This is a genomic window from Pseudomonas palleroniana, assembly GCF_003031675.1.
Lineage (GTDB): Bacteria > Pseudomonadota > Gammaproteobacteria > Pseudomonadales > Pseudomonadaceae > Aquipseudomonas > Aquipseudomonas palleroniana.
On the sequence record NZ_PYWX01000029.1, the window covers coordinates 21,961 to 36,989 of the forward strand.

The 15,029-nt window shown below is 60.9% G+C and carries 13 protein-coding genes and 1 pseudogene; 8 read left to right on the plus strand and 6 right to left on the minus strand.

Going from position 1 to position 15,029, the window contains the following annotated elements:
• Window positions 1–78: 78 nt before the first annotated feature.
• Window positions 79–1,371 (plus strand): NAD(P)/FAD-dependent oxidoreductase, encoded by a 1,293-nt coding sequence (locus tag C9383_RS08610; RefSeq protein ID WP_090367988.1) that lies wholly within the window; start codon window positions 79–81, stop codon window positions 1,369–1,371.
• Window position 1,372: 1 nt separating this feature from the next.
• Here C9383_RS08610 and C9383_RS08615 read toward each other — a convergent pair whose 3' ends face one another.
• A complete protein-coding gene (locus C9383_RS08615) occupies window positions 1,373–1,597 on the minus strand; it encodes a DUF1127 domain-containing protein (protein WP_090367986.1) in 225 nt (74 codons plus the stop codon).
• 166 nt (window positions 1,598–1,763) lie between these two features.
• Between C9383_RS08615 and C9383_RS08620 the strand changes: the two genes are divergently transcribed.
• Entirely contained in the window at window positions 1,764–3,188 is a 1,425-nt protein-coding gene (locus C9383_RS08620) for an aminotransferase-like domain-containing protein (protein ID WP_060753657.1), read from the plus strand.
• A 62-nt stretch (window positions 3,189–3,250) separates the two neighbouring features.
• Window positions 3,251–4,819, plus strand: a complete 1,569-nt coding sequence (locus C9383_RS08625; protein ID WP_090367984.1) for a phospholipase D family protein — start codon at window positions 3,251–3,253, stop codon at window positions 4,817–4,819.
• Between the two features lie 100 nt (window positions 4,820–4,919).
• Here C9383_RS08625 and C9383_RS08630 read toward each other — a convergent pair whose 3' ends face one another.
• Window positions 4,920–6,062, minus strand: a complete 1,143-nt coding sequence (locus C9383_RS08630; RefSeq protein ID WP_090367983.1) for an MFS transporter — start codon at window positions 6,060–6,062, stop codon at window positions 4,920–4,922.
• Window positions 6,063–6,212: 150 nt separating this feature from the next.
• A complete protein-coding gene (locus tag C9383_RS08635; RefSeq protein WP_090367981.1) occupies window positions 6,213–7,706 on the minus strand; it encodes an aldehyde dehydrogenase in 1,494 nt (497 codons plus the stop codon).
• A 230-nt stretch (window positions 7,707–7,936) separates the two neighbouring features.
• On the opposite strand from C9383_RS08635, the gene C9383_RS08640 reads away from it, so the two are divergent.
• Window positions 7,937–8,299, plus strand: a complete 363-nt coding sequence (locus tag C9383_RS08640; RefSeq protein ID WP_090367979.1) for a cupin domain-containing protein — start codon at window positions 7,937–7,939, stop codon at window positions 8,297–8,299.
• A 71-nt stretch (window positions 8,300–8,370) separates the two neighbouring features.
• Here C9383_RS08640 and rpmG read toward each other — a convergent pair whose 3' ends face one another.
• Together rpmG and rpmB are read right to left on the minus strand one after the other, a co-directional pair.
• Entirely contained in the window at window positions 8,371–8,526 is a 156-nt protein-coding gene (gene rpmG, locus C9383_RS08645; protein ID WP_003176906.1) for a 50S ribosomal protein L33, read from the minus strand.
• Between the two features lie 11 nt (window positions 8,527–8,537).
• Window positions 8,538–8,771: a 50S ribosomal protein L28 gene (gene rpmB, locus C9383_RS08650; RefSeq protein WP_010207494.1), complete on the minus strand. Its 234-nt coding sequence runs from the start codon at window positions 8,769–8,771 to the stop codon at window positions 8,538–8,540.
• 459 nt (window positions 8,772–9,230) lie between these two features.
• On the opposite strand from rpmB, the gene C9383_RS08655 reads away from it, so the two are divergent.
• Window positions 9,231–10,823 carry an ABC transporter substrate-binding protein gene (locus C9383_RS08655; RefSeq protein ID WP_090367976.1) on the plus strand — a complete coding sequence of 531 codons (1,593 nt, stop codon included), beginning with the start codon at window positions 9,231–9,233 and terminating at the stop codon, window positions 10,821–10,823.
• A gap of 28 nt (window positions 10,824–10,851) precedes the next feature.
• Here C9383_RS08655 and radC read toward each other — a convergent pair whose 3' ends face one another.
• Complete coding sequence (gene radC / locus C9383_RS08660; RefSeq protein WP_090367974.1) at window positions 10,852–11,526, minus strand: RadC family protein; 675 nt, start codon at window positions 11,524–11,526, stop codon at window positions 10,852–10,854.
• Window positions 11,527–11,683: 157 nt separating this feature from the next.
• On the opposite strand from radC, the gene coaBC reads away from it, so the two are divergent.
• The 3 genes and pseudogenes from coaBC to C9383_RS08680 form a co-directional block, all read left to right on the plus strand.
• Window positions 11,684–12,892 carry a bifunctional phosphopantothenoylcysteine decarboxylase/phosphopantothenate--cysteine ligase CoaBC gene (gene coaBC, locus C9383_RS08665; RefSeq protein ID WP_060753663.1) on the plus strand — a complete coding sequence of 403 codons (1,209 nt, stop codon included), beginning with the start codon at window positions 11,684–11,686 and terminating at the stop codon, window positions 12,890–12,892.
• Between the two features lie 5 nt (window positions 12,893–12,897).
• On the plus strand, window positions 12,898–13,353 hold the full coding sequence (gene dut / locus C9383_RS08670; protein ID WP_016975923.1) for a dUTP diphosphatase: 456 nt from the start codon (window positions 12,898–12,900) through the stop codon (window positions 13,351–13,353).
• A 257-nt stretch (window positions 13,354–13,610) separates the two neighbouring features.
• A pseudogene (locus tag C9383_RS08680) lies at window positions 13,611–15,014 on the plus strand (phosphomannomutase/phosphoglucomutase); the annotation flags it as partial.
• Between the last annotated feature and the right edge of the window lie 15 nt (window positions 15,015–15,029).

The window sequence follows — 15,029 nt, forward strand, 5'->3', positions numbered from 1 at the left end:
TGACGCAAAACGCCCTGCGCAGACAGCTTCATCCGACCGCTGTATCCTGCGTCAAATTTTCCAAACAGGGATGCGCCCATGACTGCCAGCGCCCGGCACACCACGTCTTACTACGCTGCCAGCAGCGTTCTGCAACCCGACTACCCGGCGCTGGCCGGCGAAATGCGTGCGGATGTGTGCGTGATCGGCGGTGGTTATTCCGGGCTCAATACCGCGCTGGAACTGGCCGAGCGCGGCTTCAGCGTAGTGCTGCTGGAAGCCCGCAAGATCGGTTGGGGCGCCAGCGGGCGTAACGGCGGCCAGTTGATTCGGGGCGTCGGCCACGGCCTGGACCAGTTCGCCAACGTTATCGGCACCGACGGCGTGCGCCAGATGAAGTTGATGGGCCTGGAGGCAGTGCAAATCGTGCGCGAGCGCATCGAGCGCTATCAGATCCCCTGTGACCTGACCTGGGGTTATTGCGACCTGGCGAACAAGCCTCAGCACCTGCAGGGCCTGGCTGAAGACGCCGAAGAACTGCTCAGCCTTGGCTACCGGCATGAAGTGCGCCTGCTGCAAGCCAGCGAAATGAGCAGCGTGATCGGCTCCGAGCGTTATGCCGGCGGCATGATCGACATGGGCTCCGGCCACCTGCACCCGCTGAACCTGGCCCTTGGCGAGGCCGCCGTTGCGCAGCGATTGGGGGTGAAGCTGTTCGAACAATCAGCCGTCACACGCATCGACTATGGCCCTGAGGTCAACGTACACACGGCTCAAGGCAACGTACGCGCCAAGACGCTGGTGCTGGCCTGCAACGCTTATCTCAATGGCCTGAACCCGCAGTTGAGCGGCAAAGTGCTGCCCGCCGGCAGCTACATCATCGCCACCGAGCCGTTGAGCGAAGCCCAGGCCGCCAACCTGCTGCCGCAGAACATGGCGGTGTGTGACCAACGGGTGACGGTGGATTACTTCCGCCTGTCCGCCGACCGCCGCCTGCTGTTCGGCGGTGCCTGCCATTACTCCGGCCGGGATCCCCAAGACATCGCTGCCTACATGCGACCGAAGATGCTCAAGGTGTTCCCACAATTGGCTGATGCAAAAATCGATTACCAGTGGGGCGGCATGATCGGCATCGGCGCCAACCGCCTGCCGCAGATCGGCCGCTTGGCGGACCAACCCAATGTGTATTACGCCCAAGCCTATGCAGGCCACGGCCTCAATGCCACGCACCTGGCCGGCAAACTGCTGGCCGAAGCCATCAGCGGCCAGCAACAGGGCCGCTTCGACCTGTTCGCCCGAGTGCCGCACATCACCTTCCCCGGCGGCAAGCATTTGCGCTCGCCGCTGTTGGCATTGGGAATGCTCTGGCACCGTTTCAGGGAGTGGGTCTGATTCAGCCGCGCCAGAAGGGTTTCATACCTTCCTCACGGGCCTGCTCCGCGGTCAGCCCCACATCGCGCAATTGCTCCGGGGTAAGCGCCAGCAGAGCCTCGCGCGTGTGACGACGGTGCCAGAACAGGTTCCAGCGGCAGCGGGTCGACATCGACAGCGTGCGTGCCTGCCCCGCTTCCAGTTCCTGACCGTGTAACACCAACCGCACATCGCTCATGCCTCTCATTTTGCCGCCCCTCATTTGCCTGTTGCCATGAGTGACTAGGATCACCGAGCGGATGAAACCATTACAGATTCAACTCAGTTTTATTAAATCCATACAGATACTGCCTTTAGCCCCTTGAATCCTGTATTTTCCTTGCATCTGTACTGGTCCCTCAGGAGCGGCCACCATGACCCTTTACGTCAACCTTGCCGAACTACTGGGCACGCGCATCGAGCAAGGCTTCTATCGCCCCGGTGATCGCCTGCCCTCCGTGCGGGCGCTGAGTGTGGAACACGGGGTCAGCCTGAGCACCGTGCAACAGGCGTATCGCGTGCTGGAAGACAATGGCTTGGCAATGCCCAAGCCCAAGTCCGGCTACTTCGTGCCCGTCGGCCGCGAGCTGCCGGCCCTCCCCGAGGTGGGTCGCCCGGCCCAACGGCCGGTCGAGATTTCCCAGTGGGACCAGGTCCTGGAACTGATTCGCGCGGTGCCACGCAAAGATGTCATACAGATGGGCCGCGGTATGCCGGATGTATTGTCACCCACCATCAAGCCTTTGCTGCGCAGCCTGGCCCGCGTGAGTCGTCGCCAGGATCTGCCTGGGCTGTATTACGACAACATCCTCGGCTGTATGGAGTTGCGTGAACAGATTGCCCGGCTGTCGCTGGATTCCGGCTGCCAACTCACCGCCGAAGATATCGTCATCACCACCGGCTGCCATGAGGCACTGTCGGCCAGCATTCATGCCATCTGCGAGCCGGGTGACATCGTTGCGGTGGACTCGCCGAGCTTCCACGGCGCCATGCAAACCCTCAAGGGCCTGGGCATGAAAGCCCTGGAAATCCCCACCGACCCCATCACCGGCATCAGCCTGGAAGCCCTGGAGCTGGCACTGGAGCAGTGGCCCATCAAGGTCATCCAGCTGACCCCCAACTGCAATAATCCGCTGGGCTACATCATGCCCGAGGCCCGAAAACGTGCGCTGCTGACGCTGGCCCAACGCTTTGATGTGGCGATCATCGAAGACGACGTATATGGCGACCTGGCCTACAGCTACCCGCGCCCGCGCACCATCAAGTCCTTCGACGAAGATGGCCGTGTCTTGCTCTGCAGCTCCTTTTCGAAAACCCTGGCACCGGGCCTGCGTATCGGCTGGGTGGCTCCGGGCCGGTATCTGGAGCGGGTGCTGCACATGAAATACATCAGCACCGGCTCCACGGCGACGCAGCCGCAGATTGCCATTGCCGAATTCCTCAAGAACGGTCATTTCGAACCGCATTTGCGGCGGATGCGCACCCAATACCAGCGCAATCGCGACCTGATCCTCGACTGGGTCAGCCGCTACTTCCCGGCCGGCACCCGCGCCAGCCGACCCCAGGGCAGCTTCATGCTGTGGGTCGAACTGCCGGAAGGTTTCGACACCCTCAAGCTCAATCGCGTGCTGATGGAACAAGGGGTACAGGTGGCTGTGGGCAGTATCTTTTCCGCATCGGGCAAATACCGGAACTGCCTGCGCATGAATTACTCTGCCAAGCCAACCCCGCAGATCGAAGAAGCGGTACGCAAGATCGGCGCAGCCGCGATCAAGTTACTGGCCGAGGCCGAAGACTGACCTTTCCTCAAAATTAACCGTCATATGCCCACAACCGCCCTGATCGGAATGCAGCGCCTTTGATGACTCGACGGCTTTTACCTTTTTTCCTGCTGGGCACCCTAGCCCTGAGTGGCTGCGCCACGGTGGACGCCCCGCGCATTCCCAGCGACGCGCTGCCCGCCGCGCAATCGTCGTTCGGCCGCTCGATCCAGGCCCAGGCCGCGCCCTACCAGGGCCGCTCCGGCTTTCGCCTGCTCCCCAACAGCAGCGAAGCGTTCATGGCGCGCGCCGAACTGATCCGCAATGCCCAGAGCAGCCTCGACCTGCAGTACTACATCGTCCACGACGGCCTCAGCACGCGCATGCTGGTGGACGAACTGCTCAAGGCGGCGGATCGTGGCGTACGTATCCGCATTTTGCTGGATGACACCACCAGCGACGGTCTCGACCAGGTCATCGCCACCCTCGCCACCCACCCGCAGATCCAGATTCGCCTGTTCAACCCACTGCACCTCGGACGCAGCACCGGCGTGACGCGGGCCATGGGGCGCTTGTTCAACCTGTCGCTGCAACACCGGCGCATGCATAACAAACTGTGGCTGGCGGATAACAGCGTGGCCATCGTCGGCGGACGCAACCTGGGCGATGAGTACTTTGACGCCGAGCCGAACCTGAACTTCACCGATATCGACATGCTCAGCGTGGGGCCGGTGGCTGAGCAGCTCGGGCATAGCTTTGATCAGTACTGGAACAGCGCACTGAGCAAGCCCATCGACGACTTTGTCTCAAGCAGCCCATCCAAGGACGACCTGACCGCAGCCCGCTTACGCCTGCAAGACTCGCTGGCCGAATACCGTCAGCAGCATCACGTCCTGTATAACCGGCTGCGTACTTACCAGACCCAACCGCGCATGGACATCTGGCGACGCGAGCTGATCTGGGCCTGGAACCAGGCGCTGTGGGACGCGCCGAGCAAGGTGCTGGCCAAAGCCGACCCGGACCCGCGCTTGCTGCTCACCACCCAACTGACGCCGGAGCTGAACAGCGTCAGCCATGAACTGATGATGATCTCGGCGTATTTTGTGCCGGGGCAGCCCGGGCTGGTTTACCTGACCGGCCGCGCCGATGCCGGCGTGTCGGTGAGCCTGCTCACCAATTCCCTGGAAGCCACCGATGTACCGGCGGTCCATGGCGGCTACGCACCTTATCGCAAGGCGCTGCTCGAACATGGAGTGAAACTCTACGAGTTGCGCCGTCAGCCGGGCGCAGGCGGCAGCGGCAGTGGCGCGCACCTGTTTCGCCGGGGAGCTTTTCACGGCTCGGACTCCAGCCTGCACAGCAAAGCCATGATCTTCGACCGGGAAAAATCGTTTATCGGTTCGTTCAACTTCGACCCACGCTCGGTGCTGTGGAACACCGAAGTCGGCGTGCTGGTGGACAGTCCCGAGCTGGCGGAACACGTGCGCAACCTGGCGCTGGAAGGTATGTCACCGGCCTTGAGCTACCAGGCGAAATTGCAGGACGGCCAGCTGGTGTGGGTCACCGAGGACAACGGCCAGATGCACACGCTGACTCGCGAACCAGGCAACTGGTGGCGGCGGTTCAATGCCTGGTTCGCTACGAGTGTTGGGCTGGAGCGCATGCTTTAGGGTGGGAGGGGGCTTGCTCCCGATAACGGTGGATCAGTCAGTGCATGGGTCACTGGTGGACCGCTATCGGGAGCAAGCCCCCTCCCACAGTTGATCGAATTCAGGCCGGTTGCGCGACGCCAAATGCGCCCTGGCGCAGTAACAACAGCACCAGGCCCAACGCGCCGGCGGCCATCAGCAATGGCAATGCATGCCCGCTGATCCACTGACCGCCCGCGCCAGCCACCAACGGACCGATCAGGCAACCGATGCCCCATAGCTGCGCCACATGGGCATTGGCGCGTACCAGCGCGTCATCGCGGTAGCGCTCGCCGATCAGGATCAACGACAGCGTGAACAACCCGCCGGCACTGGCGCCGAAGATCACCCATACCGGCCAGATCAGCAAAGTGTGCATCAGCACCGGAATCGCCAGGCTTGAGGCCAGCAACAGCACCGCACAACTCAAGAACAACGTACGCCGCGGCAGGTAGTCGGCCAAGGCGCCGATCGGCAATTGCAACAGAGCATCACCGACCACCACGGTGCTGACCATCGCCAGGGCGATCTCGGCAGTGAAGCCTTGCTGCAGGCAATACACCGGCAGCAGCGTCAGAATCATCGCTTCGAACGCCGCAAATAACGCCACCGCCCACGCAATCGCCGGCAAGCTGCGACAGAAGCGCCACAGGTCGCCGAAAGTCACGCTGAAAGATTCGGCAGTGGGTGCGCCGGACCGCCCCAACAGCAGCAGCGGTGCAACCATCAACAGACCCACGCCAACCCAAAAGCCATAATCCTGATCGGTGCCCAGCAGGCCCAGCAGCAGCGGCCCCGAGAGTTGGCTCAAGGCATAGCTGCAGCCATACAGCGCCACCAGGCGGCCACGCCATTGCTCCACCACCAACTGGTTGATCCAGCTTTCACCGAGGATGAATACGATGGTCAGGATCACCCCGATCATCAGGCGCAGCACCAGCCAAACCGGGTAACTCGGCAGGATCGCCAGCAACCCTATGGAGACCGCCCCGGCCCACAGGCACAAGCGCATCAGGTTGGCGGTGCCCAACCAGAAGGCCATGCGGCTGGAAACCTTGGCGCCGAGCAGCACGCCAAAGGCCGGCATCGCAGCCATCACCCCAATGGCGAAGCTGCCGTAGCCCCAGCCCTCCAGGCGCAGCGACACCAGCGGCATGCTGACGCCCAAGGCCAGGCCGACACTCAGCACCGAAGCCAGCACGGCGAAATAAGTCGCCCAACGCATGTCCACGCTCCTGTGGGGAATTATCAAAACACACAAAATGAAAGTGGGAGGGGGCTTGCTCCCGATAGCAGAGTGCCAGTCACTGCATGGGGTGACTGATACACCGCTATCGGGGGCCAGCCCCCTCCCACATTAGACCTGCGGTGTTGCTTAGAGCTTGATCCAGGTGGCCTTAAGCTCGGTGTACTTGTCGAACGCATGCAGCGATTTGTCGCGACCGTTGCCCGACTGCTTGAAACCACCAAACGGTGCAGTCATGTCGCCACCGTCGTACTGGTTCACCCACACGCTACCGGCGCGCAAGGCCTTGGCAGTCAGGTGCGCCTTGGAGATATCAGCTGTCCATACGGCTGCGGCCAGGCCATAGACGGTATCGTTGGCAATCTTGACCGCTTCCTCGGCACTGTCGAAGGTGATCACCGACAGAACCGGGCCAAAGATCTCTTCCTGCGCGATCTTCATGGCATTGGTCACACCGTCGAAGATGGTCGGCTCGACATAAGTGCCGCCGGTTTCTTCCAGCGTACGCTTGCCACCGACCACCAGCTTGGCGCCGTCGGCATGACCAGCCTCGATGTAGGACAGCACGCTGTTCATCTGTTGGGTGTCCACCAGCGCGCCGACGTTGGTCGCCGGGTCCAGTGGGTTGCCCGGCTTCCAGCCTTTGAGGGCCTCGATCACCAGCGGCAGGAAGGTGTCCTTGATGGAACGTTCGACGAGCAGGCGCGAACCTGCGGTGCAGACTTCGCCCTGGTTGAAGGCGATCGCGCTGGCAGCGGATTCGGCAGCGGCCTGCAGGTCCGGCGCATCGGCAAACACGATGTTCGGGCTCTTGCCGCCCGCTTCCAGCCACACGCGCTTCATGTTCGACTCGCCGGAGCGGATCAACAGCTGCTTGGCGATCTTGGTGGAGCCGGTGAACACCAGCGTGTCGACGTCCATGTGCAGCGCCAGTGCGTTACCCACGGTGTGGCCGTAACCCGGCAGCACGTTAAACACACCTTTTGGAATACCGGCCTCAACGGCCAGGGCCGCGATGCGTATGGCCGTCAGCGGCGATTTTTCGGACGGCTTCAGGATCACCGAGTTACCGGTGGACAGGGCCGGGCCGAGCTTCCAGCAGGCCATCATCAAGGGGAAGTTCCACGGCACAATGGCGCCTACGACGCCCACCGGCTCGCGGGTTACCAGACCCAGCTGATCGTGAGGGGTGGCAGCCACTTCGTCATAGATCTTGTCGATCGCTTCGCCGCTCCAGCTCAGGGCACCCGCCGCGCCGGGTACGTCGATATTCAAGGAGTCGCTGATCGGCTTACCCATGTCCAGGGTTTCAAGCAGTGCCAGCTCTTCGGCGTTGGCCTTGAGCAACGCTGCGAAACGCAGCATGGCGGACTTGCGCTTGGCCGGCGCCAGGCGCGACCAGACACCGGAATTGAACGTGGCACGGGCGTTTTCCACGGCACGCTGGGCGTCAGCGGCGTCGCAGCTGGCAATGGTGGCCAGTACGCGGCCATCGACCGGGCTGATGCATTCGAAAGTCTCGCCGGAAGCAGCGGCGGTGTACTCGCCATTGATGTAGGCGCGGCCTTCGATCTTCAGCTCCTTGGCGCGTTGTTCCCAGTCGGCACGGGTCAGGGTGGTCATTCGAGTGTCCTCCTCTTATTGAATACAAGGCCCGGGTGATGTCCCACGGAAGCCTCAAAGAATTCTTGCCCGGCCAGCCTGCTGTTCGGCTCAAGGCAGCTGCCACCCTAAACCAGCGGCCGGGGATGTTTCAATATATTTGACACAACCCCGGTAAACGCCCTTGCGATGTTCATTTTAATAAACATAGACTTTGGCCTCTCCAACCCCAGGCCAGACGGGACACGCACATGAGCATCCAGGACATCGTCGACTTCAGCCAAGCCAACACCGCCCCCGAGCGCTACCGCCCTGCCGCCGAAAAAATCCTCAAGGGCGATCCCGAACAAACGCTCTACAACCACTACAACAGTCCGTGCGGACAGATGAGCGCCGGAGTGTGGGAAGGCGAGGTCGGGCACTGGAAGGTCAATTACACCGAATACGAGTACTGCGAGATTGTGCAGGGTGTTTCTGTATTGCGGGATGTCGACGGCAATGCCAAGACCTTGCGCGCCGGCGACCGCTTCGTGATCCCCGCAGGCTTCAGCGGCACCTGGGAAGTGCTGGAGGCGTGCCGCAAGATCTACGTGGTGTTCGAACAGAAAGCCTGAACCGCAAATTTCAGGCAAAAAAAAGCCCGGATCGTGAGATACGGGCTTTTTTTCACAAGAAAGGCAACCAATTACTTGATTTTGCCTTCTTTGTAGATCACGTGCTTGCGAACGCGCGGGTCGAACATTTTCTTTTCGAGCTTGTCCGGGGTAGTACGCTTGTTCTTGTCGGTAGTGTAGAAGTGACCAGTACCGGCGCTAGAGATCATTCGAATCAATTCACGCATGATATAGCTCCTTAGATTGTGCCAGCGCGGCGCAATTCAGCCAGCACGACAGTGATGCCACGCTTGTCGATGATGCGCATGCCTTTGGCAGATACGCGCAGACGGACGAAACGTTTCTCTTCTTCAACCCAGAAGCGGTGATGCTGCAGGTTCGGCAGGAAACGACGACGGGTTTTGTTATTTGCGTGGGAAATGTTATTCCCAGTCACCGGACCCTTACCGGTAACTTGACAGACTCTCGACATGCCTCAGCCCTCTAAAACCACATGCCCAACCCGGCATGGGTTGGCCGCTTAATCTCTCAGTCATTTGGCGCCAGGCGCCGCGTTTCTTTAGGGTCTTACCGGCTACACCTACAAGCGAAGGAACCGGGCCCCTAGAAAAGAGCGCTGCTTTATACCAGAAAGACCCAGGTGCAACAACAGCCCGTGCGTTTTTACCGACTTAAATCTCGGCTTCGGACGCCTGAACCATTGCCGGCAGGGCCCGCTGAACAGCCGACCGCTCGTCGCACAGAATGATTTGCACAGCCTGCGCGCGCGGATGAAGCGCACAGCGAAATGCACCAGGCCGTCATCAAAACAGCATTTGAGGCAAAAGCACAGGCAAAAATGGGCTAGTCATTTATCCGGCAGACCACTACGGTAGGCTTTTTTCCAGACTGCACTCGCAGATGGGCCTTCGATATGCACAGGAAACCGAATATGCGCCTCGCAGCCCTACCGCTACTGCTAGCCCCTCTATTTATCGCGCCGCCGGCCGTTGCCGCCACCAGCTTGAGTGTTTGCACCGAAGCCAGCCCCGAAGGGTTCGATGTGGTGCAATACAACTCGCTGACCACCACCAACGCCTCGGCCGACGTACTGATGAATCGCCTGGTGGATTACGACGTAGCCAGCGGCAAGCTGGTACCCAGCCTGGCAGACAGCTGGGAAGTGTCCCCGGACGGCCTGACGTATACCTTCAGACTGCACCCGAATGTGAAGTTTCATCGCACCGAATATTTCACCCCAAGCCGCACCTTGACCGCCGAAGACGTGCGTTTCAGCTTCGAGCGCATGCTCGACCCGGCCAACCCATGGCACCAGATCGCCCAAAGCGGCTTCCCCCATGCGCAGTCGCTGCAACTGCCCACACTGGTCAAAAAAATCGACGCCCTTGACCCGCTCACCGTGCGTTTCACCCTCGATCACGCCGACTCCACTTTCCTCGCGGCGTTGAGCATGGGATTCGCATCGATCTATTCAGCGGAATATGCCGACAAACTGCTCAAGGCCGGCACACCGGACAAACTCAACAGCCAACCGATAGGGACTGGCCCGTTCGTGTTTGTGCGTTTTCAAAAAGATGCCGTGGTTCGCTACAAGGCCAACCCGGACTACTTCGCCGGCAAACCGGCTGTGGACAACCTGATCTTCGCCATCACCCCGGATGCCAATGTGCGCTTGCAGAAACTGCATCGTGACGAATGCCAGATCGCTCTTTCGCCCAAGCCATTGGACGTCGGCGAAACCGAAAAGGACCCAGCGCTCAAGGTGGAGAAAACGGCCGCCTTCATGACGGCCTTCGTGGCCATCAATAGCCAACACCCGCCTCTGGACAAACCGGAAGTGCGTCAGGCAATCAACCTCGCCTTCGATAAGGGCAGTTACCTCAAGGCCGTGTTCGAAGGGACCGCCGAAGCCGCCAATGGACCCTACCCGCCCAACACCTGGAGCTACGCCAAGGACTTGCTGGGTTACCCGCAGGACCTCGCCAAGGCCAAGACGCTTCTGGAGCGTGCCGGGCTCAAGGACGGCTTCAAGACCACCATTTGGACGCGCCCCACGGGCAGCCTGCTGAACCCCAACCCGAACCTCGGCGCGCAGCTGCTGCAAGCGGACCTGGCCAAGGTAGGCATCCAGGCCGAGATCCGGGTGATCGAGTGGGGTGAGCTGATTCGCCGTGCCAAGGCGGGCGAGCATGACCTGCTATTCATGGGGTGGGCTGGCGACAACGGCGACCCGGATAACTTCCTGACCCCGCAATTCTCGTGTGCCGCGGTGAAATCCGGGACGAATTTCGCCCGCTACTGCGACCCGACGCTGGACAAACTGATCAGCGCCGGCAAGACCACCAGCGAGCAAGGCGTGCGCAGCAAGCTGTATCAACAGGCCCAGGCGCAGATCCAGCAACAGGCGCTGTGGCTGCCGTTGGCGCATCCGACGGCGTTTGCCCTCACACGCAAGAATGTCGAGGGGTATCAGGTGAGCCCGTTTGGTCGCCAGGATTTTTCCAAGGTCAGCGTCAAGCCCTGAAAACCAGGCCCGCCCCACCGGGGCGGGCTTACATCCACCCATATTCCGCCATCGATAACGGGTCTCCATCCCCCACGATGATGTGATCCAGCACCCGTACATCCACCAACTCCAGCGTCTTTTGCAGCAACTTGGTCAATTTCCGATCAGCTGCGCTCGGTTCCAGACTTCCAGAGGGGTGGTTGTGGCACAGGATCAAGGCTGCTGCGTTGTACGACAGCGCACGCTTGACCACTTGCCGGGGGTAGACTATCGCCGCATCGATGGTGCCCTGGGACAACACCTCAAACCCGAGCACCCGGTGTTTCGAGTCGAGAAACAGGCAGCCGAAGGTTTCGTGGGACTCATGGCGCAACAATGCCTTGAGGTATTCGCGCACGGCCACCGGGCTTTCCAGTACGGAGTCTGTGCGCAGCCGTTCGGCCAGGTGACGCCGGGACATTTCCAATACCGCCTGCAACTGCGCGAACTTCGCCGGCCCCAGCCCCAGATGCTGGCTGAACAGTGCCTGGCTGGCCTCCAGAAGCTGACGAAGCCCACCAAATTGCACCAACAGATGGCGCGCCAGGTCGACCGCGCTTCTGCCGGAAACCCCAGTGCGCAGGAAAATTGCCAGCAACTCGGCATCGGACAGACTTGCCGCACCCCACTCCAGAAGTTTCTCCCGCGGACGTTCCGCCACGGGCCAATCACGAATACTCATACCGCCTCCCTCTCCATACGCCCCATGGCATGTGCGTCGCTGTTGCCTGGCGGACGCTGTGTTATCGTAGGCCCTCTTTTTTGCGTGCGATTTCACCTGGGGAGGGGGGATCGCAGGCGTCACTGAACTGGCAACACTGAACTGGAAAGGCAAACCAATGCAGCGTCTGTATCGGAAACGCATCGTTCTCGGCGTCGGAGGCGGCATTGCCGCCTATAAGAGCGCAGAGCTGGTTCGCAGGCTCCTGGACCAAGGCGCCGAAGTACGGGTGGTCATGACCCGCGGCGGCAGTGAGTTCATCACCCCGCTGACCATGCAGGCCCTGTCCGGCCACCCGGTTCACCTGGACTTGCTCGACCCGGCGGCAGAGGCCGCCATGGGCCATATCGAACTGGCCAAATGGGCCGACCTGGTACTGATCGCCCCGGCCACCGCCGACCTGATCGCCCGCCTGGCCCAAGGCATCGCCGATGACCTGCTGACCACGCTGGTATTGGCCACCGACGCCACCGTTGCCATTGCACCGGCCATGAACCAGGCCATGTGGCGCGACCCGGCCACCCAGGCCAACACCCAGCTCCTGCAAAGCCGTGGCCTCAAGGTATTCGGCCCGGCATCCGGCAGCCAGGCCTGCGGCGACGTCGGCATGGGCCGCATGCTCGAAGCCACGGACCTGGCACTGTGTGCCGCAGAGTGCTTCCAGCACTTGGCCCTGACCGGCAAGCACGTATTGATTACTGCCGGCCCCACTCAGGAAAACATCGACCCGGTGCGCTACATCACCAACCATAGCTCAGGAAAAATGGGCTTTGCCTTGGCAGAGGCCGCGGTTGAGGCAGGCGCACGCGTCACCCTGATCACCGGCCCGGTTCATTTGCCGACCCCTGATCGCGTCACGCGAATCGACGTAGTGAGCGCCCGCGACATGCTGGCGGCTTGCGAAGCAGCCATTCCGTGCGACCTGTTTATCGCCTCGGCAGCGGTAGCGGATTACCGCCCGGAAGTCGTAGCCCCGCAAAAGCTCAAGAAAGACCCTACAAACGGTGACGGCCTGCTCCTGCAAATGGTGCGCAACCCGGACATTCTTGCCAGCATCGCAACGCGCCCGGATCGCCCCTTCAGCGTCGGCTTTGCAGCCGAGACCGAGCATCTGCTGGACTATGCCGCACGTAAATTGAAAGACAAAAACCTCGACCTGATCGTTGCCAATGATGTCGCCAACCCGAGCATCGGCTTCAACAGCGAGGAAAATGCCTGCAGCGTGATCGACCGCGAACTGCACGCCACCCTTTTCGCCCAGACCAGCAAGGGCAAGATTGCCCGCCAACTGATCTCCTTTATCGCCCAACGGCTGAACCAGGTTTAATTTCCATGCACGCTTTGCAAGCCAAGATCCTCGACCCACGCATCGGCAACGAATTCCCACTGCCGGCCTACGCCACACCGGGCTCCGCCGGGCTGGACCTGCGCGCCATGCTCAAAGAGGACACGGTCCTCGAACCAGGCCAGACGATCCTGATCCCCACTGGGCTATCGATCTATGTGGGTGACCCAGGCCTGGCGGCATTGATCCTGCCGCGCTCCGGCCTGGGCCACAAACACGGGATTGTGCTGGGCAACCTCGTGGGCCTGATCGACTCCGATTATCAGGGCGAACTGATGGTGTCCTGCTGGAACCGTGGTCAGACGGCCTTCAACATTGCCGTCGGCGAACGCATCGCCCAGTTGGTATTGGTACCGGTGGTACAGGCGCACTTCGAACTGGTACAGGAGTTCGACGAAACCCAGCGCGGCGCAGGTGGTTTTGGGCATTCCGGCAGCCACTGACTAAGCTGAATCAGGCCGGATGCTGCTGTCCGGCCCGATACCACCGCACGGCTTTTCAGGATGAAGAATGCGCGGATTTAACCAGCGATATTTCCCTAAAGAAATCAATGGATTACGCGACTGCCATAGCGAAGCCAGCACGCCGATGGCATTTTTGCACCACGAACTCTCTGCCGAAAACGTCGTCTTACCCTTCAGTTTGAGCCTGCCGGTCAGCCATATTAAGGCCAGCTTTGCCCCCTTCAGATGGAGTTCCCCCCGCGATGAGTACCGCAGCCCGAGTAGCCCCGACCTTCCCCGACAGCATCTTCCGCGCCTATGACATCCGTGGCGTGGTGCCCAAGACCCTGACCGCTGAAACCGCTTACTGGATTGGCCGTGCTATCGGCTCCCAAAGCCTGGCGCAGAATGAGCCCAACGTTTCGGTCGGCCGTGACGGTCGCCTGTCCGGCCCCGAGTTGGTGGAACAACTGATCCAGGGCCTGGCCGATAGCGGCTGCCATGTGAGCGACGTCGGCCTGGTGCCGACGCCGGCACTGTACTACGCAGCCAACGTCCTGGCAGGCAAGTCCGGGGTAATGCTCACCGGCAGTCATAACCCTTCGGACTACAACGGCTTCAAGATCGTCATCGCGGGCGACACCCTGGCCAATGAACAGATCCAGGCCCTGCACCACCGCCTGAAAACCAACGACCTGACCAGCGGCAAGGGCAGCATCACCAAAGTCGACATCCTGCAGCGCTACTCTGACGAAATCACCCGCGACGTCAAACTCGCACGCCGCCTGAAAGTGGTGGTGGACTGTGGCAACGGCGCGGCCGGCGTAATTGCGCCGCAACTGCTCGAAGCCCTGAACTGTGAAGTCATCCCGCTGTTCTGCGAAGTCGACGGCAACTTCCCCAACCACCACCCGGACCCAGGCAAGCCTGAAAACCTGGTGGACCTGATCGCCAAGGTCAAGGAAGTGGGCGCCGATGTGGGGCTGGCCTTCGACGGCGACGGCGACCGCGTGGGCGTGGTGACTGAAACCGGTGAGATCGTGTTCCCGGATCGCCTGTTGATGCTTTTCGCCCGTGATGTGGTGGCCCGCAATCCCAACGCCGAGATCATCTTCGACGTGAAATGCACCCGCCGCCTCACCCCGCTGATCAAGGAGTACGGTGGTCGCCCGCTAATGTGGAAGACCGGTCACTCGTTGATCAAAAAGAAAATGAAGGAAACCGGTGCGTTATTGGCCGGCGAAATGAGCGGCCACGTGTTCTTCAAGGAGCGTTGGTTCGGGTTTGACGACGGTATTTACAGCGCCGCCCGCCTGCTGGAGATCCTCAGCAAGGAAAACTCCTCCGCCGAAGAACTGTTTCAGACCTTCCCGAATGATATTTCTACTCCAGAGATCAATATCCATGTGACCGAGGAGAGCAAATTCAGCATCATTGATGCACTGCACGATGCACAATGGGGTGAAGGCGCCAACCTGACCATCATTGATGGTGTGCGAGTCGATTACGCCAAAGGCTGGGGCCTGGTTCGCGCATCCAACACCACACCGGTGCTGGTGCTGCGTTTCGAGGCGGATACCGAGGCTGAGTTGCAGCGCATCAAGGACGTGTTCCACGCCCAGTTGAAACGTGTTGCCCCTGATCTCCAATTACCGTTCTGATTTTTTACCGGAGCC

Bases quoted from the DNA above. Each gene is read 5' to 3' on its own strand.
- C9383_RS08630 (WP_090367983.1), bottom strand. From the start codon at position 6,062: ATGCGTTGGGCGACTTATTTCGCCGTGCTGGCTTCGGTGCTGAGTGTC.
- rpmG (WP_003176906.1), bottom strand. From the start codon at position 8,526: ATGCGTGAATTGATTCGAATGATCTCTAGCGCCGGTACTGGTCACTTC.
- C9383_RS08625 (WP_090367984.1), top strand. From the start codon at position 3,251: ATGACTCGACGGCTTTTACCTTTTTTCCTGCTGGGCACCCTAGCCCTG.
- C9383_RS08640 (WP_090367979.1), top strand. From the start codon at position 7,937: ATGAGCATCCAGGACATCGTCGACTTCAGCCAAGCCAACACCGCCCCC.
- dut (WP_016975923.1), top strand. From the start codon at position 12,898: ATGCACGCTTTGCAAGCCAAGATCCTCGACCCACGCATCGGCAACGAA.
- C9383_RS08615 (WP_090367986.1), bottom strand. From the start codon at position 1,597: ATGAGAGGCATGAGCGATGTGCGGTTGGTGTTACACGGTCAGGAACTG.
- C9383_RS08635 (WP_090367981.1), bottom strand. From the start codon at position 7,706: ATGACCACCCTGACCCGTGCCGACTGGGAACAACGCGCCAAGGAGCTG.
- C9383_RS08610 (WP_090367988.1), top strand. From the start codon at position 79: ATGACTGCCAGCGCCCGGCACACCACGTCTTACTACGCTGCCAGCAGC.
- radC (WP_090367974.1), bottom strand. From the start codon at position 11,526: ATGAGTATTCGTGATTGGCCCGTGGCGGAACGTCCGCGGGAGAAACTT.
- C9383_RS08620 (WP_060753657.1), top strand. From the start codon at position 1,764: ATGACCCTTTACGTCAACCTTGCCGAACTACTGGGCACGCGCATCGAG.
- coaBC (WP_060753663.1), top strand. From the start codon at position 11,684: ATGCAGCGTCTGTATCGGAAACGCATCGTTCTCGGCGTCGGAGGCGGC.
- rpmB (WP_010207494.1), bottom strand. From the start codon at position 8,771: ATGTCGAGAGTCTGTCAAGTTACCGGTAAGGGTCCGGTGACTGGGAAT.
- C9383_RS08655 (WP_090367976.1), top strand. From the start codon at position 9,231: ATGCGCCTCGCAGCCCTACCGCTACTGCTAGCCCCTCTATTTATCGCG.